18 protein-coding genes are annotated in these 20282 nt (G+C 39.9%); 9 read left to right on the forward strand and 9 right to left on the reverse strand.

Annotated features, from left to right (window positions below; all coding sequences use genetic code 11):
* Positions 1 to 265 precede the first annotated feature (265 nt).
* Entirely contained in the window at positions 266 to 907 is a 642-nt protein-coding gene (locus ACXAEO_RS06250) for a YitT family protein (protein WP_474879258.1), read from the reverse strand.
* A 389-nt stretch (positions 908 to 1296) separates the two neighbouring features.
* On the opposite strand from ACXAEO_RS06250, the gene ACXAEO_RS06255 reads away from it, so the two are divergent.
* A complete protein-coding gene (locus ACXAEO_RS06255; RefSeq protein ID WP_474879260.1) occupies positions 1297 to 2373 on the forward strand; it encodes an NAD(P)H-dependent flavin oxidoreductase in 1077 nt (358 codons plus the stop codon).
* Positions 2374 to 2416: 43 nt separating this feature from the next.
* On the opposite strand, the gene ACXAEO_RS06260 is transcribed toward ACXAEO_RS06255, so the two are convergent.
* A complete protein-coding gene (locus ACXAEO_RS06260) occupies positions 2417 to 3769 on the reverse strand; it encodes a YjiH family protein (protein WP_474879265.1) in 1353 nt (450 codons plus the stop codon).
* A gap of 551 nt (positions 3770 to 4320) precedes the next feature.
* On the opposite strand from ACXAEO_RS06260, the gene ACXAEO_RS06265 reads away from it, so the two are divergent.
* Entirely contained in the window at positions 4321 to 4566 is a 246-nt protein-coding gene (locus ACXAEO_RS06265; protein ID WP_474879268.1) for a hypothetical protein, read from the forward strand.
* Between the two features lie 21 nt (positions 4567 to 4587).
* On the forward strand, positions 4588 to 4848 hold the full coding sequence (locus ACXAEO_RS06270) for a hypothetical protein (RefSeq protein ID WP_474879270.1): 261 nt from the start codon (positions 4588 to 4590) through the stop codon (positions 4846 to 4848).
* Between the two features lie 16 nt (positions 4849 to 4864).
* Here ACXAEO_RS06270 and ACXAEO_RS06275 read toward each other — a convergent pair whose 3' ends face one another.
* The 4 genes from ACXAEO_RS06275 to ACXAEO_RS06290 all read right to left on the reverse strand — a co-directional run bounded on the left by ACXAEO_RS06275 (position 4865) and on the right by ACXAEO_RS06290 (position 6308).
* A complete protein-coding gene (locus ACXAEO_RS06275; protein ID WP_474879273.1) occupies positions 4865 to 5158 on the reverse strand; it encodes a hypothetical protein in 294 nt (97 codons plus the stop codon).
* Entirely contained in the window at positions 5151 to 5528 is a 378-nt protein-coding gene (locus ACXAEO_RS06280) for a hypothetical protein (protein WP_474879276.1), read from the reverse strand. Before ACXAEO_RS06280 ends, ACXAEO_RS06275 begins: the two co-directional genes overlap by 8 nt.
* A 14-nt stretch (positions 5529 to 5542) precedes the next feature.
* The gene (locus ACXAEO_RS06285; protein WP_474879278.1) at positions 5543 to 5770 is read right to left on the reverse strand and encodes a hypothetical protein; all 228 of its coding nucleotides are present in this window, start codon (positions 5768 to 5770) and stop codon (positions 5543 to 5545) included.
* Between the two features lie 97 nt (positions 5771 to 5867).
* The gene (locus ACXAEO_RS06290; protein WP_474879280.1) at positions 5868 to 6308 is read right to left on the reverse strand and encodes an Hsp20/alpha crystallin family protein; all 441 of its coding nucleotides are present in this window, start codon (positions 6306 to 6308) and stop codon (positions 5868 to 5870) included.
* Between the two features lie 381 nt (positions 6309 to 6689).
* Between ACXAEO_RS06290 and ACXAEO_RS06295 the strand changes: the two genes are divergently transcribed.
* Positions 6690 to 7076 (forward strand): replication termination protein, encoded by a 387-nt coding sequence (locus ACXAEO_RS06295; RefSeq protein ID WP_474879284.1) that lies wholly within the window; start codon positions 6690 to 6692, stop codon positions 7074 to 7076.
* Between the two features lie 39 nt (positions 7077 to 7115).
* Here the strand turns inward: ACXAEO_RS06295 and ACXAEO_RS06300 are convergent, their stop codons facing one another.
* Positions 7116 to 7985, reverse strand: a complete 870-nt coding sequence (locus ACXAEO_RS06300) for a M23 family metallopeptidase (protein ID WP_474879287.1) — start codon at positions 7983 to 7985, stop codon at positions 7116 to 7118.
* A 309-nt stretch (positions 7986 to 8294) separates the two neighbouring features.
* Positions 8295 to 9671: an MATE family efflux transporter gene (locus tag ACXAEO_RS06305; RefSeq protein ID WP_474879290.1), complete on the reverse strand. Its 1377-nt coding sequence runs from the start codon at positions 9669 to 9671 to the stop codon at positions 8295 to 8297.
* 196 nt (positions 9672 to 9867) lie between these two features.
* Between ACXAEO_RS06305 and ACXAEO_RS06310 the strand changes: the two genes are divergently transcribed.
* Complete coding sequence (locus ACXAEO_RS06310; RefSeq protein WP_474879292.1) at positions 9868 to 10626, forward strand: SDR family NAD(P)-dependent oxidoreductase; 759 nt, start codon at positions 9868 to 9870, stop codon at positions 10624 to 10626.
* A 172-nt stretch (positions 10627 to 10798) separates the two neighbouring features.
* On the opposite strand, the gene ACXAEO_RS06315 is transcribed toward ACXAEO_RS06310, so the two are convergent.
* On the reverse strand, positions 10799 to 12634 hold the full coding sequence (locus tag ACXAEO_RS06315; protein WP_474879294.1) for a solute:sodium symporter family transporter: 1836 nt from the start codon (positions 12632 to 12634) through the stop codon (positions 10799 to 10801).
* A 301-nt stretch (positions 12635 to 12935) separates the two neighbouring features.
* Between ACXAEO_RS06315 and ACXAEO_RS06320 the strand changes: the two genes are divergently transcribed.
* From ACXAEO_RS06320 to ACXAEO_RS06335, 4 genes are all read left to right on the forward strand, one after another.
* Positions 12936 to 15023 (forward strand): hypothetical protein, encoded by a 2088-nt coding sequence (locus ACXAEO_RS06320; RefSeq protein WP_474879296.1) that lies wholly within the window; start codon positions 12936 to 12938, stop codon positions 15021 to 15023.
* A 13-nt stretch (positions 15024 to 15036) separates the two neighbouring features.
* On the forward strand, positions 15037 to 17007 hold the full coding sequence (locus tag ACXAEO_RS06325) for a beta-propeller fold lactonase family protein (RefSeq protein WP_474879298.1): 1971 nt from the start codon (positions 15037 to 15039) through the stop codon (positions 17005 to 17007).
* Between the two features lie 537 nt (positions 17008 to 17544).
* Positions 17545 to 19491 carry a lipoteichoic acid synthase gene (gene ltaS / locus ACXAEO_RS06330; protein ID WP_474879300.1) on the forward strand — a complete coding sequence of 649 codons (1947 nt, stop codon included), beginning with the start codon at positions 17545 to 17547 and terminating at the stop codon, positions 19489 to 19491.
* Between the two features lie 414 nt (positions 19492 to 19905).
* Positions 19906 to 20232, forward strand: coding sequence for a metal-sensitive transcriptional regulator (locus tag ACXAEO_RS06335; protein WP_474879303.1), 327 nt, complete (start codon positions 19906 to 19908; stop codon positions 20230 to 20232).
* The last annotated feature ends 50 nt before the right edge of the window (positions 20233 to 20282 follow it).

A 20282-nucleotide genomic window follows, 5' to 3' on the forward strand; every position in this document is an offset into this window, starting at 1 on the left:
TTTTACTTCTATTCCAATTTGGTTCCTTCATATGTATTTATGAAGGGAAGATGAATATGTTGATAATTATAGTATATAAATTTAACATTTTAATATTTTTTGTTTTATCTAAATTATCAGTCATGTAAAATACGTACATTTTATGTATAGGTGTTATTTGTTGTTCGTGTTTTTCGGTTGGATAGAAAGAGGTAGCTGAATGGTTGTTCAGCTACCTCTTTCTATCCTGATAAATGAAGAATGTAATAAACCTGCGTGTTTTCCGTCAGGAAGATTTCGGTTTAGAGGATAATGTCTCATAACCGTTTTCTTGTTCCATAAGCTCTTTGTTGTTTTTTTCCAATGGAGCCGTTTTATGATAACGTCCAAGAATATGACTCATGACTAGAATCGCGATAATGGAATAGATTCCTTTTTCTAAGCCGACGATAAACATCGCGGAACCGACAATGAACACATCTGTGATTAATACAGTTTTTCCTGGATTGATGCCATAACGTTTATCGAGATATACACAAAGCATATTAATGCCGCCGAGTGAGGATCCGCAGCGGAATAATAGAATTAAGCCAAAACCAATTAAGGCGCCGCCTGTAAGTGAACTAATAATGGGGAATGGAATAGTGAAGGTAAAAAAGTAATCGAGTGCTTCCGATAAAATGGAAAGAATGGTAACGCTAATAAAGCTTTTAATAGTGAATGTGAGGCCAAGCTGGATAATAGCTAAAAAATAAAACGGGATATTTAGAAAGAAGAACAATGTACCGAAGGAAATAGGCGTAAGATGCTGGAGAACCATTCCCATCCCGGCCGTTCCGCCAATGACAAGTTCGACCGATGTTAACATTTTAATACCTAAAGCTACGAGAAAGCATCCTATTAGAATGAGTAAGGATTGTTTTTTCATAAGGTCACTCCTTTTGATTTTTTATTCAATTAGTTTTATAAATATAAACAAAAGATTATAAAACTATTATTCTACCTCCAAAAGCACATAATATTATTAAATAACAAATCGGGCATGTTTTCAACATTTTCTTGCTATTAATGATCATAAACGCTAGATAAAAATGTATCAAGTCGATTGTCAGGATTTCTACGATAACTTTTTAAAATATTCTGATAATGTAATGTGTATAAAAAAGTAATATATACGGTCACATATGAAGGAGCTTGCATCTCGTGATAGCGGTTGTTGAAAGTAAATTTCTTGCAGGTAGGAAACAGAAAAAGGGAAACGGCGCTTCATCTTTAATTAATAATAAGACAAAGTAAAATGTGAATGGAGAGAAAAGCATGAGCTGGAATGAAAATACGTTTTCAACTAAATTCAACTTGCTTTATCCAATTATTCAAGCTGGAATGGCCGGAGGGATTACGACACCGCAATTAGTCGCGGTTATTTCCAATTATGGTGCCCTTGGGTCAATTGGCGCTGGGTACATGACGGCAAATGAACTGGCAGTATCTATTCAAAACACAAAAGAACTCACTAACAAGCCTTTTAATGTGAATCTTTTCGTTCCTTCTGTTGAACAAGCTGTTTGGAGAGATGATCAATATGAGCGGATGCTGGAAGTGTTAAAACCTTACTGGGAGGAAATGAATGTAGGGGAGGAACCTGTTTTCAGAGATTATTCATCTCATTTTAATAATCAGATCGATGTCATTATTGAAGAAAAAATCGCGGTTTGTTCGTTTACTTTTGGTGTTCCATCACGTGAAGTGGTCGCGCGTTTAAAAGAAAAGGGAGTTCTTTTAATGGGGACCGCTACAACAATCGCCGAAGCAATCGTACTGGAGGAGAGCGGCATGGATGCCATCGTCGCCCAAGGAAGCGAGGCAGGCGGACATCGAGGGAATTTCTCGGATACAGATGAAGAGGTGCAGATAGGGACCATGGCGCTCGTTCCGCAAATAGCCGACGCTGTCACAGTGCCTGTCATTGCGGCTGGTGGAATTATGGACGGACGTGGGATTAAGGCGGCGATGGCTGCTGGAGCGCAAGGAGTTCAGCTTGGCACCGTCTTTTTAGCTGTGGAGGAAAGCGGAGCACATCCTGTGTATAAGGAAAAGGTGATTAGTAGTGATGAGCAGAGCACAATGCTTACAAAAGCTTTTTCAGGAAAATATGCGAGAGGAATTCGCAACGTGTTTATGGAAGAAATGGAGAAGCATAAAGACAGTTTTTTACCGTATCCTCTACAGCACGATGTGACGAGTGTCCTAAGAAGAGCGTCTGCTCGTCAACAAAATCCTAATTTTATGTCGCTTTGGGCGGGGCAGGGAGTTGGGATGGTCAAGGAAAAGCAAAGTGCGACACAAGTGATGGATGAGTTGCTTCGGAAAATGTATGTTGAAGCAAAGCGGTAAAACAAAAAGAAAGTCCGGATTGCGTCCGGACTTTCTTTTTGTTTTAAAAAATAAAATGTGCGATTAAAACGATAATGGGCAGTGTAATCAGTGTACGCTGAATAAAGATAATGACCAAGTCTAAAAAGGAGACTGGAATTTTAGAGCCAAGCAGTAAACCGCCGACTTCAGACATATAAATTAATTGCGTTACAGATACGCAAGCGATAATAAAGCGTGTCATGTCACTTTCGATGTCCATTCCGATGACAGAAGGCAAGAACATATCCGCAAATCCAATCACCATCGTTTGGGCTGCTTGAGCGGCTTCTGGTACTTGCAACAACGTTAAAAATGGAACGAAAGGTGCTCCTAGCCATTGGAAAACAGGCGTATATTCTGCTGCAATTAAAGCTAGTGTTCCGAGCGCCATAACAATTGGAATAACACCGAGCCATAAATCAAGAACGTTATGGAATCCCTCTTTGAAAAAGGCGCCAATACTTTTGCCTTTTTGAGCTTTTTCTACCGCTTGCTTAACGCCCCAGCTAAATGGTGTATAGCCGGCAGGAATGGCTTCGTCACCTGAAGGGTTTTCGGCGTGTTCATAAAATGTATCTGGTTTGCGTGATAGCGGCGGAATGCGCGGAGCAATAACTGCTGCGGCTAACCCTGCTACAACAATCGTTAAATAATAAGGTAAAATTAAATGTTCCAGATTCATCTGAGCCAAAATGACGATACTGAATGTAATAGATACGACTGAAAATGTTGTTCCAATAACAGCAGCTTCCCGCTTTGTATAATAACCTTCTTCGTATTGCTTACTTGTTAATAGTACACCAACGGTTCCATCTCCAAGCCAAGATGCTAAACAGTCGATGGAAGACCGGCCAGGCAGGGTGAAAATTGGACGCATAAATTTAATGAATAAGGCACCGCAAAATTCGAGAAGACCAAAGTTCATTAAAAGCGGTAAAAGAAGTCCTGCGAATAAAAATACAGAAAACAGAACAGGTAGTAAAACGTAAAGCAGTAAGCCGCCTGTATTTTCTGACGTGACCATCCCAGGTCCGATGTTTGTTAAAGCTAAAATCGCAAATAATGCTCCAAGAATGCGGGCGACCGTCCACATAGGCGAAACATTAAAAAGTGTTTTAATGAAGCCCGCTTTTTGAGCTGCAGCTGGTTGTAAAAGCTTGATCAATATCGTTCCGGAAGCTGATATCACCATCAATGCTGTCGTAATAGCGGGGAGTGAATCCCCAAGTGTATCTTGAATGACTTGAGCCATCATAGCGACAGGAATGGTTAGCTCTCCATCGTACTTAACCGGAACAATAAATAAGAAAATGCCGATGAAGGATGGAATGAGAAACTTTAAATAATCTTGAATAGAAAAAGTTTGGTTGTTCACCGATGTTTCACCTCATGTATATTCTTGTTAGTGGGAATGTGCAGTTGCCACTTTTTTGTAAACCCTTACATTTAAAAAGTTTCGTGTAAAATGGGTGTAGGTGAGCATTGCAGAAATCAATAGTATGGTTTATAGCTACGGAGAGATTTCTTGTACGAAGTAATATCATATCTGCACTATTCGGAAATATCAAAATTGATATATTAGTAACACAATTGCATGTTTAAAATGTTACCTAAATAAAAATAACATACATTCTAATGAATTTGAAATAAAATTTTTCCATATCCAAAATATTTTTTTGGAAAAACCTCTATATAAGTACAGAGCGTTTTCGGAAAATATCGTTCACCAATTGCCCAACAGTGAATAGCCTAGTTATATAACGCCATATCTAACAGGCAAATAGACCGGAAGCTTCCTGACTAGCTATTTTCCGTGCAAACAGCTGTCTTTACTCAAGCAGATAAATCGTTCAGTTTTTGAAAACGATACGCTCGGAAAAAAGTGAGGATTGCGGCAGATTCAATGAAAAGGAACGGGGGATTAACGTGCCAGTGTCGATTGTGTTTAACCAAATTAATGTTAATTCGATGGAATTTAATGCTTCTGTGTCGACGGGGCAAAACAATCAAATGGATTGGTCGACGAGCGGAAAACAAAATTTTGGAAACGGAATTGAAGTGGGAATTGTTTTCTCGAGCGGTATTATTAACATTATTAACGATAACGATCTTATCGATTCAGCGTTTAGTGAGCCTGAGATTGTCAATCCGCAGCCAAACATTCAACAATAAGAGGAAAGGGGCGGGTTTATAGTGGGGAAAACCATTCATGTGCAATTTGACCGCGTCAATGTTATGATGATTCACTCGTCGTCTGGTGTGTTCGTTGGAGAAAATCGGCAGTGGAACTGGCGAACGAATCTAAAAACAAATGCAGGCTTTGGCGTAGTAGCAGGAGAGTATAATCAATCCATTCAAAACCGAAATATCGTCATCGATGATGATCTTATGGACGCTTCAACTATATCCTTTTCTCAAAGCGGAACAAACAAAAAAACCACTGGTGAATCATGATAACCAGTGGTTTTTGTTAGTTATTCTCTTTAGTGTCGGTCATTTTATCCATCAGAATTTCCTTCACCCATCCAGGCATTTCCGAGGTGGAAGGTTCAAGAAGCATATCAATGAAATCAGGGTCATGGAGCAGTGAACGAAGACCTTCAATTTGGTTATGGTCACCTGTAATGGAGCCAAGTCCTTGATTATGTTTCTTATGGCTTTGGAAATCTGATAGTAAATTATTTCCCATATTAACGGCTGATGCACCCTCAATTGTGCCAATTCGAATGGAGCCAACAAAAAACTGAGGAGAGAAATTACTCATCATGCGCCTCCTTGCAAGGTGGTTGAAACGAAAATGAGTAACCGTTTTTCTGTTTACTCATGGACGGATCACGCTTCTGTTTTTTAGCTGTTGAGTATAAGGAATTTTCATGTTCTGTTTTCTTGTCAACGGTTACTCCGAAATTATTCCCTAAATTTAACGCACCGCTCAACTCTTCAATATCTAGTGTATCTAAATGAAAAGAAAGTTCCTTAATTTCAGGCTGATTAATATGAACATGATCAATATGCACATTATATTCAGTTCCTGATTGTTGTAGCTTCTCGATGGTTTCTTCAAGCTGTTGGATTTTTTTCTCCAATTTTTCGATGGTCGGGGATAGCGTCTGTTTTTTCCTTCGTTTAAACAAAACGATCACTCAGTTCATGTTAAGTTTTCTTCTTTCTTGGAAAAAACATCGGCAAAATCTGTGTCTATGATGATATGGTCGTTTTTGCAGCTTACATTTTCATTTCCAATTATGCGTCCATATCCTTCATTTTGCTTTGAGGCTGATTTCATGCCGATATGAATGTTATCGCCTGAGAAAACACCGGAAGAGTGCTGGATAACTTTTACGTGTAAATCTTTAAAGTGAATGTGTACCATCATGGTTCACCCCCATTATTAATGTATTCAGAAGAGGGGACGTTCATCACAGAAACAAGAAAGGAGAAACAATGCCTTTCTTGTCCAGATGTGGTGGATGTTACTCATCAAACGTAATGGGAATGGAATCTTCTTTCATTTCAATGGGAATATGAATCTCTAACAGACCGTTTTTGTAGCGTGCAGAGATCGGTGTGTCTTTTGAGTAATCAAATGGGAGACGGAGAGTTCGAGAAAAGGCTCCTCGGTGGCGCTCACTAAGTTTTAATTGACTAATTTCAGCAGAATATGAAGCGGGCATCGTTCCTTCTACCGTTAGTGAATGGTTCTCAAGCTTAATTGATACATCGTTAGGTGAAGAAAGGCCGGGAAGTTCAACGACGACAATACCTTTTGTATCGGTTTCATAAATGTCACAGCTTGGGTAACGGGAAGGAATCATTTGATGAATATCCTGCCAAAATTGATCACCAAGCATGCTTTCCACTTTCTTATGAATAGAGGACCAATCAAGGTTTGTTGGTTGGTTTTTTTCAGACATCACGGTTCCTCCTTTTTTCTTAAAGGGCTATATTAAACTATGAAAGGAATAGAATGTCCCACAACCGAATTGAACATATTGTTTTCAAACAGTTTGTCCGGCGTGAACAGGAAGGGAAATTCTACCGTGGCCGTTCTTTTATAATGAAAAACAGTTGCTGGAGGGTGTTGTTTCATGCCGTTTAACATTGTGTGAAGAGGGGTATTTCATCTGATAATTCCGAAACAAAGATGTTGTCTTAGGCATACAAGATGAAAAAAGAACGATTTTACAGTATAGTAGAAGGGATAGAGTCATTAATCACGTATAGGTAATTAGAGAAAGAAAAGAACTATACAGAGAATACGGTCGTAACCACAATGCTCGAAAGGAATGGTGACAATGGGGGAGAAGAGAAGTTCCAGCGGTTTTTTAGTTAAACAGCGTGCTTTTTTAAAGCTGTATATGATTACGATGACTGAACAAGAAAGATTATATGGATTAAAATTACTCGATGTTTTGCGAGATGAGTTTCGTCCTTACGGTTTTCGCCCCAATCATTCAGAAGTATATAAAGCGCTTCATGACTTAATTGAAGACGGTATATTAAAACAAGTAAAAAAGAAAAAAGAAGGCATGAAGTTTCAGGAAGTCGTCTATTATAAATTTACGGATGACGGCTATGAAAAAGGACAGCGCTACAAACAGCAGCTGAAGATAGAATTAGAGCGCTGTGAAGCGATGTTAAAGAAAGCTATTCGTGATAATTTTAGCCCCATACATAAATAACGGAGCATGGATGAACCCCATGCTCCGTTATTTATGTTGTTAATTTGCTAAAGCCTCCCAATACTTTAAGTGAGTATAAGGGTTAACAGCCTCCCATTTTGAATTGTATATTCCAAAATGAAGATGAGAGACGAATTTTCCGGTCGTTCCGGTCGGGCCGTAACCGGAATCGCCGACATAGCCGACTAGTTGTCCTTTTTGTAGAGTCATTCCTTCCGTTATACCACTAGCGTAGCCGTTCAAATGGGCATAATATAAATAGTATCCTTCTGTCGTTCGGATAGTTAACCTCCATCCGCCTAATTCGCTCCATCCTTTCTTCACTACAGATCCGCTCAAAGCCGAATAGACAGGTGTTCCTTTTGAGGCTAAAATATCTGTCCCTTCGTGAACTCGGTCTCCACCGTATTGACGGCTTTCCCCCCATGTATCTGTAAATGGCGTATAAGTGCCTTTCTTTAGTGGAAATGTTCCGTCTTTTAAAAAAGCAGGCGGCTGGATAGCAGTTGTTTGGACAGATGCAGTGATTTGAAGTTTCTGGCCTACATAGATGGTATTCGAGCTTAATCCATTCCATTGTTTAAGTTGCTCAATTGTGATTCCATGTTTTTTGGAAATTATGTACAGAGATTCTCCTGCCTGCACGTAGTGGACGCTTGCGGTTACAGGTTCAACTGAATGTGCATGTGGTTCTAGAAGAGATAAATTTTGCCCAATATAAATGATGTCACTTTTTAAACGATTCCACGTTTTAATATTATCAATCGACACGTTGTTTGCCGAAGCAATTTTCCATAATGAATCTCCGGATTTCACTGTATATGTTTTTTCATGTGCATTTGCTTGATGAGCTCCTGTTCCTAATAAAAACGCGCACGTCATTGTATAAATCCATCGCTGTTTTTTCATGGATGACACTCTCCCTAGTTGTAGTGGTTACAAGTTTATTGTAAGAGATTATTTGAGAGAGTAATAGTCTGAAAATAATGGTATTATATAAATCGATCTAGAAAATTCGACATGACCAAAGAGCGGTCATGTCGAATTTTCTAGACCTAAGCGGCTGTCACCCCCCTTGCGGGGTTGGTGCCATCCGCATAGGTGAACCTTTGGAAGCTTGTTCAACGATGGTAAACGCTTGTTGACCAAATAAAGCGGAGTTATTCGGTTCTATGTAAGGAGGCATGGAGAAAGAGTCCCATGCCTCGTTGTTTATAATTAAACAGCAGATTTTTCGATAGATTCGTTGAGTCGTTTGAGACGGCGTTGGACAGAGATAAGGCGGTAGGATAAGCCAGTTGCGCCGGCTGCAAGTCCTATAATGAGCCCAATCCAATAACCGAAGGCTGCTAAATCTGTATAGTTCGCTAGCACGTACCCGAGTGGAAGACCGATGACCCAATACGAGACGAGTGCCATTAAGAAGGTAACATTGACATCTTTATACCCGCGAAGTGCTCCTTGAATGGGTGCTTGCAGTGCGTCTGAAAGCTGGAAGAAAATCGCAAAAATTAGAAATTGAGAGGTGAGAGTCAATACTTCTTGTTCTGTCGTGTATAGAGCAGCAATCTGTTCTCGTAAATAAAATAAAAAGATTCCGCAGACAAAGGCCATGATAACGGCCATGGAAATACCAAGCACACTATATTGGCGGGCATCGGCATATCGTTTTGCTCCTGCTTCAAATCCAACAACAATGGTTAAAGCCATGGAAATGCTGAGTGGAATCATGTATAAAAATGAAGCGAAATTAATGGCTGCTTGGTGGGATGCAATCGTATTTGTATCATAGGCGCTCATGAGTAACGTTACGGCTGCAAAAATACTTGTTTCAAAGAAAATCGCAAGTCCAATTGGTACCCCGACTTTGAATAACTCTTTCCATGTTCCTAAAGAAGGGGCGTGCAGTTCTCGCAGTAAGCGGTAATTGGAAAACGGCTTGAACTTCAGCGAAATCCATAAAGTAATTAAAAAGATGACCCAATAAGTGACTGCTGTTGCGACACCAGCACCTACTCCGCCAAGAGCAGGGAATCCGAATTTACCGAAAATAAGCATATAGTTAAAGACAACATTAATCGGTAACGATAAAAGAGTAATTATCATTGTCACTCTCGTTTGACCGAGCGCGTCAACAAAATTCCTTAGTACGGTATAAATAAATAGCGGGACAATCCCGAATGAAAGAGCAAGCAAATATTGTTTAGCAATGGTTCGAACTTCTGAGTCTAAGTTCATATTTGATAAAATCATATCAACAAATAACATACCTAATCCTAATACAAGAATTGCTAGTACTACCGCTGCATAAATGGCCTGTGTAATTGTAAAGGGAACCTTTCCTTTGTCGTTTGAGCCAACCAATTGAGCGACAATGGGGGTCACGGCCATTAATACACCGCTTAGACCGGTAAAAATGGGAATCCATAAATTTGAGCCAATGGCGACACCTGCCAAGTCGTTGGCGCTTACTCGTCCTGACATCATCGTATCAAAAAAGTTCATGGAAACCATGGCAAATTGGGTGATTAATATTGGAAACAAAATGGCGATAAACTGCGTCACTTTTTCCTTTGTTGAAAATGTTTGTTTCATAGTAAGACCTCGACTTTTCCATTCTTCTTAACAAAAGCATTATACCATGAATCTGGAAAAATAGATGGATTTAGAAAATTCGGCATGACCGCTCTGTAGTCGTGTCTCATTTTATAAATTGATCTATATAGATCAATTTATAAAGATACTGAAGAAAATGGTATGATAAAAGAAAACTAGTAATAGGGGTGAAAAAATGGATTTACAGTTGAAAGGGAAGAAAGTATTGATTACAGGCGGATCAAAGGGAATTGGAAAAGGAATTGCGCAAGCGTTTTTAGATGAAGGAGCGGTTGTGTCAATTGTGGCAAGAGATAGAGAAGGGTTGAAGTTGGCACAATTAGAAATTGGAAATGTGTCGATTTATGAAGCGGATTTGACAAAGGAAGAAGAGCGAACACGATTATTCCATACATATATAGAAGAACATGGGCAAATCGATGTTCTTGTTAATAACGCAGGAGGGAGTAATGGAAGTTTGGCTGCAGAAACGGAGATGGAGTTATTTTACAACGCCATGGAGCTTAATTATTTTTCCGCGGTCCATTTAAGTAAATTAGCGGTTAATGAAATGAAAAAACAACAAAAGGGAAGTATCGTGAACATTACATCCATTTTCGGTCGGGAAAGCGGAGGAAAAGTGACGTATAACAATGCCAAATCTGCACTGATTAGCTTTACAAAATCGTTAGCAGATGAAGTGATTTCGGATGGTATTCGTGTGAACAGTGTCGCACCAGGAAGTATTTTGCATCCTACAGGTAACTGGCAAAGACGACTAGAGGAAAATCGTGAAGTAATCGAGCAGTTTGTGCAAGATGAAATTCCAGCCGGCCGTTTCGGAAAAGTAGAAGAAGTAGCCAATGTCGTGCTTTTTCTTGCATCGGAAAAAGCGTCTTGGGTGGTAGGGACCAGTATTAATGTAGATGGTGGCCAGTCTCGAATGAATTTTTAAGGTAAGGCAAAATTGATGACGTGAAGCTTGCTAAAAATCCTCTATATTATATAGAAGAAACTCATCAAAAATGTTCACACCTTCCTGTAGTTTAACGGAATTTTAAATGAAAAAGAGCGCGAATTGTTACATGATTCGCGCTCTTTTTCAAAGTCTAGGGATAGCACTCGTATCATCTATCTGTGTGTACTTTAATATGAGAGAATGAATTTGCTATTCTTGCTAGTTTTCTTGTTTTGCCAACTCGAATTCGAGCAGGTTTTGCTTGCTTCGTTAAATAAGCAGCATATTTTGCGTTCCAGTTTTTAATCGATACACGTATAAGAATAGCCGTTAAAGCAATAAGTCCGATAAACGCGTATCCGAAATAAGGGGACACGATGCCCGCTTCATAAGCAAGTCCAATTGGTGAGAAAACGATGTAAGAAGCGGTGACAAGAGCAAGCAAAAGAAGAGAGAACGGGATGGCATATTTCCATGGAACCATCTCGACGTTTGCTGCTGATTTAAATTGATATGCCGTTCGGCGAGGTTTTTTATACCCGATGGCAAGCATAATTCCTACTTCCACAAAAAAGAGAATTGCATAAATGTGAATAAAGTGGATATTCACCTGAAAATTGAACAGCTGGTTTGTTCCCCATACAAGCATGTAATAGGCGATAATATGAAAGAAAATGACCGTTTTTGCTGCCAAAGCCGGCACATATTTTGATAAGACACCGACAAGAACAATGGCAATGATTGGAATGTTAAAGAAGCCAGTGAATTTTCGGATTAAATCCCATAGTCCGTCTGGCGCATTCATGAGCATTGGTGAAATAAAGAGAGAAACTACAGCAATCACGGTCCCGAACCACTTGCTGACAGAGATTAATTTTTCATCACTTGCATCCGGATTGACTTGCGGTTTGTAAATATCTAAAGCAAACATTGTAGCCGCACTATTGAGTAAAGAGTTAAAGGAACTGAACACAGCCCCTAGCAGGACAGCAAGAAAGAAGCCGGATAAATAAGAAGGCAATACATTGGTTACAAGGGTTGGATAGGCTAGGTCAACTGATTTCAAATCAGAACCGTATTTATGAAAAATAATAACGCCAGGAAGCATCATAAATACCGGAATAAGCAGCTTATAAAATCCTGAGATGATGACTCCTTTTTGACCTTCTGCTAAATTTTTTGCCCCTAACGTACGCTGAATGACATATTGGTTTGAAGCCCAATAGAAAAGATTCGCAAAAACCATGCCGGTAAAGATCGTGCCAAATGGGACTGAATCTTGTTTGCTTCCGATGGCATTTAATTTTTCCGGATGATTTGTGGCAATTTGCTTCACGCCAGTTACGATGTTGCCATCGCCAAGCCAAATGAGACCGAGGACGGGAACTAAAATCCCAATAATTAATAATCCAAAGCCATTAATTGTGTCCGAAACGGCCACAGCCTTCAATCCGCCGAAAATCGCATAAATAGCACCGATAATTCCGATAATCCAAATGATAAGCCAAACAGATTGTGTGTAAGAAAGATTAAAAAGCTCAGGTACATTAAATAACTGCAACACAGCTAATGCCCCGGAATAAAGCATGGATGGAATCGTAACAAATACATAACCGAGCATAAATAATATAACGGTATAACGGCGAACGTCTTCATCAAAACGTTTACTTAAAAATTCAGGAAGAGTTGTAAAACTGCCCCCTAAATATTTAGGAAGTAAATAAATGGCCATAATGACGATAGCAAAAGCTGCTGTCACTTCCCAAGCCATGTTAGAAAGGTTTGTTCGATACGCTTGACCGTTAAGTCCAATTAGTTGTTCAGCTGATAAGTTTGTTAGTAGCAAAGAGCCTGCAATAAATCCGCCAGTTAAACCTCGTCCCGCTAAGAAATAGCCTGTTGAGTCACTAACTTCGCCTTTCGTTTTCTGATAGGAAATCCAGGCTACAAGCCCCATAAAAAAGATACAAGATAAGAGAGTAAATGATAGTTGTGTTGTTGTCATACGTGTTTAATTCTCCTTTTCTCTTAAAGTAGTATGTACAAAATTTTGTTTGATAGATTAATAGCCGTGTTCAATCAGTTTGAAACCTAACAAATCAAAAAAATGTCAAAAGCGATAAGTTACATAAACACTTTACAAAGCGTTTTATACGGTAGAAGATTAAAAAAGGCTGAGCGGGGTCTGCGAAAAAAGGCGAATTAGCGGTTTACAAATAGATTTTAAGAATTATATAATAGAAAAGGATGAAATTGATAATCAATATCAATTATGAGTGTAAAACATTCAGAGGGGGCTATACATAATGCAAACAAAACCATGGAAAGTCATGACGACCGTCGCTTTAGTGTCGTCGTTGCTTTTAGCAAGCGCTTGCTCTAATGAGAAAACAGCAAATGAAGATACAAAGAAAGAGGAAGCAAAACCAGGAAAAATGAGCGTGTCCGTTCCGGTCACAGATTATACGTTTGATACGGCTGGCAATATGTTTGCCTACGCGGAGTTTGAACTTTCGGGTGAGCCATTAGTAGAGGGACTAGGTCTTGATTTGGACGTTCTTGATGTACGAAGTCTTGATCAGCCGTCTGAATTTGATTATACAGCAGGGGTCGAATCGTATGAGTATTCTGAAGAAGCCATGTATGAAGTAACGGAGAAATCCGGTCTTGGCCTGCATTTAATTCACGGACCCGCTGTGGCAGAGCTTGCAAGCAAGAGCGGAAAAGATACAGCAACCGTCTTAGGTGAGCGTTTTTATGAATTAGCTGATAGTGTCGGATATCCAAGAGAAGAATTGTTCTCTAATATGTTCCCGACACTTATTGAATATACATCAGCAGATCCGCACTATGCTCAAAAAGTCGACACAAGCGTTTATGCCAATAATGATGATGATTCGTATGTGCCGATGTATCAAGTTGATTTCAAAACATTGCGCTGGGACCGAAGCAAGATGGAGAAAACACTTAATCCATCTGCCTATGGGGCAACGTTCTTAAAGCAGGCGCTTTGGGCAGGAGACTTTATGGGAGGGCTGCATACAGTAGATAGCGATGAGGAGCTTGAAGCCTCTTCTGCTAAAGATGATGATGATGCGAATATTGCATTAGGTGTAAGCTCGGCTGATGGAATGCAAGGGGCCATTTTGACTGAACAAATTTGGAATAAGCTCAATTACATTCGCAACGGATTATTTTATGATGCGAACGGCAAAAAACTAACGGCTGGAACTGGCGGCCACTATGATCCGGCTCAAGGGTTTATTTATTTGCCGCATAAAATTGAAGTGGCCGAAGGTGGAAACGAGCAAGCGCCAAGCGCAGCAAAGTTGACAGTTCAAGATGCGCGCAGTGTTCTTCAAGATCAATGGATGATGCTTTGGCCGGCATCTGAATTTTACGGGATGACCGATCAGCGTCCAGAAAATAGTGTGCAAAACCCAGCCTTTTTAGCTTTATTTGATGGAAAACCGTTCCCGAGTGCCCCGAAAGAAAACGTAGATGCGGATACAGCGAATGACGTGACATCATCAGACCCGTATTCCGTCAACCGCGATGTATTACTTCAAGTATTTAAAAATGTAGATGCGATGCATTTTAACGCAGAAGCAGGTGCCTTTGTAAGTGAAAATGATGGCACCACACAAGGAAGTTATGTTGATACATTCCAGGCGGGCTACACGGCAGAAGCTCTTCGCATGTTCCAACGCGCGATTGATGGCTTGCCTGTCGGTTATGCAAGCGGTGAGGCGGCAGAAGGCTTAGGCACAGTGGAAGGAAAGCGCGCATTAGCGATGATTCAAAAGCAAGCGGACTTTATGTTAACAAAATTAAAACGTGAAGACGGTCTTGTGGCAAATGGTTATACGATTGGCGAAGGGCAAGATGAGAGCGAACCGACGCTCAACGCACAGCTTGGAGCAATTCGAGGTTTGACGGCCGCCTTCTTGGCGACCAAGGACACGAAATACCGTGACGCAGCACGTGAGTTGTATCAAACGATGGACGAAAAGATGCTCGATCAAGAAACGAATCTTTACTACACTAGTCAAGATGAAATGTCTTATAATGCGATGACAGCAGGTGCGCTATCGGCGGTATTCCGCATTGGACTAAATAATTTATACAATACAGACGGAGATGCAAAACCGTTAGCTGCGCTTGACCGTGAAACCATTATTTCCCGCTATACATCCTTCTACAATACGGTCATTGACGGGCCGTCATTAGAAGAAGGAATGCAGGCAAGTGAATTTTGGGATACAGGTGATGCATACATCGAAGGAGATGAATCAGGAAACACAGACAAAGACAATGTTCCTCAAGTACAAGCAGGACATGGTGAATTTGGAATTTCCCCTGTATTAGTAGACGTTGAAGTGAAGAAACCGTAAAGAAGGGAATTATATGAGCTGGAAGCGATGGATACAAGTAAGCATATTATCCGCAGCGGTCTTGACCGCTGTAAGCTGTCAGCATGAACAGGTAGTCACGGACAAGAAAATAGTCCGTGACTATTCTGTTCATAGCGACAACATGATTGTAAACGAGCAAGGCAATCTATTATATGTAGCCAACATGGATATTAACACCGTCTCGGTTGTTGATGCCAAAACAAAAAAAGTGCTGGACGAAATACCGGTAGGAAAAGAACCGCGTCAGCTTGCTTTAAGCCCCGATGAGAAAACGTTGTATGTCTCGTGCCTGTATGACAATCGGGTTGATGTTATTTCCACGGAAAAGAAAAAAGTGATTGATTCCATTAAAACGGGTATTCAGCCTTACGGTCTTGTCACAAGTCAAAATGGGGATACGCTGTATGTTGCCAACTACCAAACAGGTACATTGTCTATTATTGATCCGATAGAAGGAAAAAAGATGAAAGAAATCAAAATCGGTGACCGTCCAAGAACGATGGCGCTGACAAAAGACGGGAAAAAGCTATACGTCCCTCACTACTTGGATGGAAGTATTAGTGTTATTGATACCGAGAAAGAAGAAGTCGTAAAGACCATTACTTTAGCAGAATCGCCACACAATCAAGATCAGAAAAAAAGTCAAGGTATCCCGAACACGCTTGAACAGTTCGTTATCACGCCAGATGGTAAGGAAGCATACGTTCCTCATTTATTGACAAACATCGATACGCCCATCCATTTTGAAGAAACCATTTTTCCGGCCGTATCCGTTATTGATTTGGAAAAAGACGAAGAAATTGTAGAGGAACGGAAAGAGCTTTTTGATGAAATAAATGTCCTTGATGTAAAAAACGAAACGATAATTGTTTCTAACCCGTATGATGTGACGTTTCAGCCGGATGGCAGTAAAGCGTATGTTGTGATGTCGGGAAGTGAAGACCTTGTTGTGTTTGATTTGACACGAGGTGGAAATGCGACACAAGTGCTACGCCGGATTGAAGGAGACAACCCGCGTGGTATTGAAATTTCCAAAGACGGGAAAATGCTTTTTGTTCATAATGCGATGAGTCATGACCTTGTTACGATTGAAACGGGTGGAGATACTCCGTATGCACGGGCGAAAATGACAGGAGAACCGGTCAAGCTTATTCAAAAAGATACATTGTCAAAAGATGTTCGTGAAGGAAAAACGATGTTTTATAGCGGCAATAGTGATGAATTTGCGACAAGTATGACAGGGAACAATTGGATGAGCTGTGCGTCGTGTCATAGTGATGGCGATATGAACCGTCTAACCTTAATGACTTCAAAAGGGCCACGCAACGTTCCGAGCAACGTGGTGACAACAGAAACAGGGTTATTCATGTGGGACGGAACACGAAACGATTTTACCGACTACATTCATACTATTCAAGGAGAGATGGGTGGTATGATAGAAATTGATCCATCAAAACCAATGCCAGAAGCTGTGCGACTTATGTATGACAAAATCTTCGCTTTTTTACAAGACCCAGATTCTTTCCCGCCGCCAAAAAGCCCTTATCGCGATGAAAATGGCCAATTGACAGAAACAGCTCAAAAAGGAGAGGAACTGTTTGCTGGAAAAGGAAATTGTTTAAGCTGCCATACAGGCGAATTTTTCACAGACAGCGGCATGGCGGTTAATGAAAATGGCGAATTAACAGAAGTAAATACGAATTTTCTTCATGATATTGGAACGGCCAATGAGTTTGATGTTCCTTCTGATGGAGATGCCCGCGGTCAATTTCAAAATAAGCGGGATGGAAAATCGTTTGATACTCCAACATTAAGAGGGGTATGGGCAACAAGTCCGTATTTGCACGATGGAAGTGCCGAGACAATTGAAGAAGCCATTAGTCGCCATATAACGGACCAAATTCCTTCGCTTTCCAAGGGGGAGACAGCCGCAATCGCTGAATATGTCCGGTCAATTGAATAATCTTTCATGTTATCGTGGCAGGCTGAGCAGGGAGTGAAACATTGTTCAGCCTGCTTCGTTCTCTATTATCTATCCTCTATAGAAACTATTCCCGCTTAAGCAAATATTCAAACAACACGAATGGTGCATTTGTGAAGCCTGTGAAAGAATAAGATGATGCGTAGTGCTTAAGATGTGTTCCTCGTGACGGTTTCGTGTCATTGGTTGACAACTGCAGAAAAAGCTCGTATTATTTTATATTAAGTTCAGGTTAATCCTATGTAAATTTCATCTTTACAAAATTCGAAGAACGGTGTAAGATGAGAAACCGAGCGACTTTAATCATTTATTCATTAAATAATTGTCAATTAAAATGAACAAGTTAAAATGTGACAGGATGTACGCTATACTCTCTTACGTTGTGATGATGTAAGGGAGATTCTATTTTTTACCTTATGCATAAAAACAATACAACAGCGTCCTGTTTGGCAGGATGCAAATTTCTAATAGCTTATAAGACATATAGAGATGTTTTGAGTAGCAAGAGGGGTGACCATATTGAATAAGGTATTAACAACTTCTAAGCATTTGTTAAACAAACCATTCGGCCTATTTTTCTTTATCGTGCTGGCCTTTTGGGGAAAATCTTACGCTATTTATTTAAATGAGTTTACATTGGGCATCGACAATAAGATGCAGGAATTTTTACTACTGATCAACCCAATCAGTTCAACCGTATTTTTCTTTGCATTTGCATTACTGTTTAAAGGGAAAGCAAGAAATCGGGCTTACTTGACGATTCACTTCCTATTGTCGTTTATTTCGTATGCTAATATCGTATATTATCGTTTCTTTAACGATTTCATTACGGTGCCAGTATTGATGCAAACACAAAACTTTGGTCAGTTGGGTGGAAGTGCGATGGCACTCATTAAGCCTTATGATGTGCTGTATTTCTTAGATTTCATTTTACTAGCGATTTTTGTTTTATTTAAAGTCGTGAAGCCACAAGAAAAATTACCGCGTAAAGCAATTACAGCTGTATTTCTTTCAGCGGTTCTATTATTTACAACGAACTTAGCTTTAGCAGAGTCAGACCGTCCGCAATTGTTGACACGTACGTTTGACCGCAACTATTTAGTTAAATATTTAGGCATTCACAACTTCACCATTTACGATATCATTCAAAGTTCGAGATCTTCTGCACAGCGTGCATTAGCTGACAGCAATGATGTAACAGAAGTGCGCAACTATACGAATGCAACTTATGCAAAACCAAATGAGCAATATTTTGGTGCCGCACAAGGCATGAATGTGATTTACATTTCATTGGAGTCGGTACAGAGCTTTATTATTGACTATAAATTACACGGTCAAGAAGTTACACCGTTTTTAAATTCATTGACACGTGATCCAAACACAATGTATTTTGATAACTTTTTCCATCAGACGGCACAAGGGAAAACATCTGATTCTGAATTCTTAATGGAAAATTCGATGTTCCCATTACCGCAAGGTGCAGTGTTCACAACGAAAGCAACGAACACATATCACGGCCTTCCGGCTATTTTGAAAAGCAACGGCTTTAAATATACTGCTTCTCTTCACGGAAACTATAAAACGTTCTGGAACCGTGAGGAAATGTATAAAACATTAGGCTATGACATGTTTTACGATGCAACATATTACAATATGACACCGGAAAACGTTTTAAACTATGGCTTAGAAGACAAACCGTTCTTCAAAGAGTCGATTCCGTATTTGCAAGATATGCCGCAGCCGTTTTATACGAAGTTCTTAACTTTAACGAATCACTTCCCTTATCCGCTTGATGAGGAAGATCAGACGATTGAACCAGCAACAACAGGCGATAAATCAGTCGATCAATATTTCCAGACGGCTCGTTATTTAGACGAATCGTTACAGCAATTTTTTGAAGATTTAAAAGCAGCTGGCTTATATGACAATACGATGATTGTTATGTATGGAGACCATTATGGGATTTCTGAAAACCATAAGCCGGCGATGAGCCAAATTCTTGGGAAAGAAATTACGGATTACGAGCAAGCACAATTGCAGCGTGTACCGTTATTTATCCACATTCCAGGTGGTAAAATTGAAGGCGGCGTAAACCACACATATGGTGGTCAAGTTGACGTACGTCCGACAGTTCTGCATTTGCTTGGAATTGATACGAAGCAATACATTGAATTCGGTTCAGACTTATTATCACCAGAACATCACCAAATTGTTCCGTTCCGAAATGGTGATTTTATTACAGCCGAATTCTCGCAAATCGACGGCAAACTTTATAAAAATCCAACGGGTGAATTAGTGGAAGACCAAGAAGCTGCCAATCAGTACAGTGAAGCCGTGAAAAAAGAGCTTGAGCTTTCCGATAAAGCAGTATACGGAGATTTACTGCGCTTCCACGACCCGCAAGGATTTACACCAGTTGAACGTTCAACATTAGATTACTCAAAAGCCAAGCATTACAATCAATAAAAGAGGACGACTGAAAGATGGGGGAGACCTATCTTAATGAACCTCTCATAAAGACCCGTCATGAAAATCCGTTAACATAGTGGATTTTCATGGCGTTTTTTTGTTATGACAATGATTTGCATAATTGTTAGAGGGAATGGGAAAATTGCTTTCTGTTCAGCATAAGTGTTGCATGAAGAGACCATACTATATAAATCGATTTGTAAAATGGGGCATGACTAAAAAGCGGTCAGGCCCCATTTTATAGACCTTAAGAGAGCTAAACACCTTTGTGCATGTCGTTCCGCTGAATGAAACGGTATCGAATGATTAAGTGAAGGAGATATAGAAGAATTCTTGATGATAAATTTTTTTAATTATCCATTCACATAGGTTAGGGGGGTATGGTAATATATATGTAAGGGGGAATGAAAGATGGAAAACGAACTGACTGAAAGTAGCTGTCACTTGCCGGATTCTGAACGAAAAAGTCATCATTCCGAGAGTACGAAGAAAAATTTAGTTACCCGCTTGAATCGAATTGAAGGACAAATTCGCGGGGTAAAAGGGTTAATTGAAAAAGATACGTACTGTGATGATGTCATTACGCAAATTTCCGCTATTCAATCCGCTTTGAATAGTGTAACTAAAATATTGTTTGAAGGTCACTTGAAAGGCTGTGTTGTGGAGCGTATCCAGGATGGAGATATGGAGGTTGTGGATGAGCTGCTCACGACAATGCAACGCCTAATGAAAAAGTGATTGGTTGAGTGAATGATTAATTGTGAATGTGTTTAATGAAATGACGTTTT

This window comes from Bacillus sp. ABA4_010, assembly GCF_056159105.1.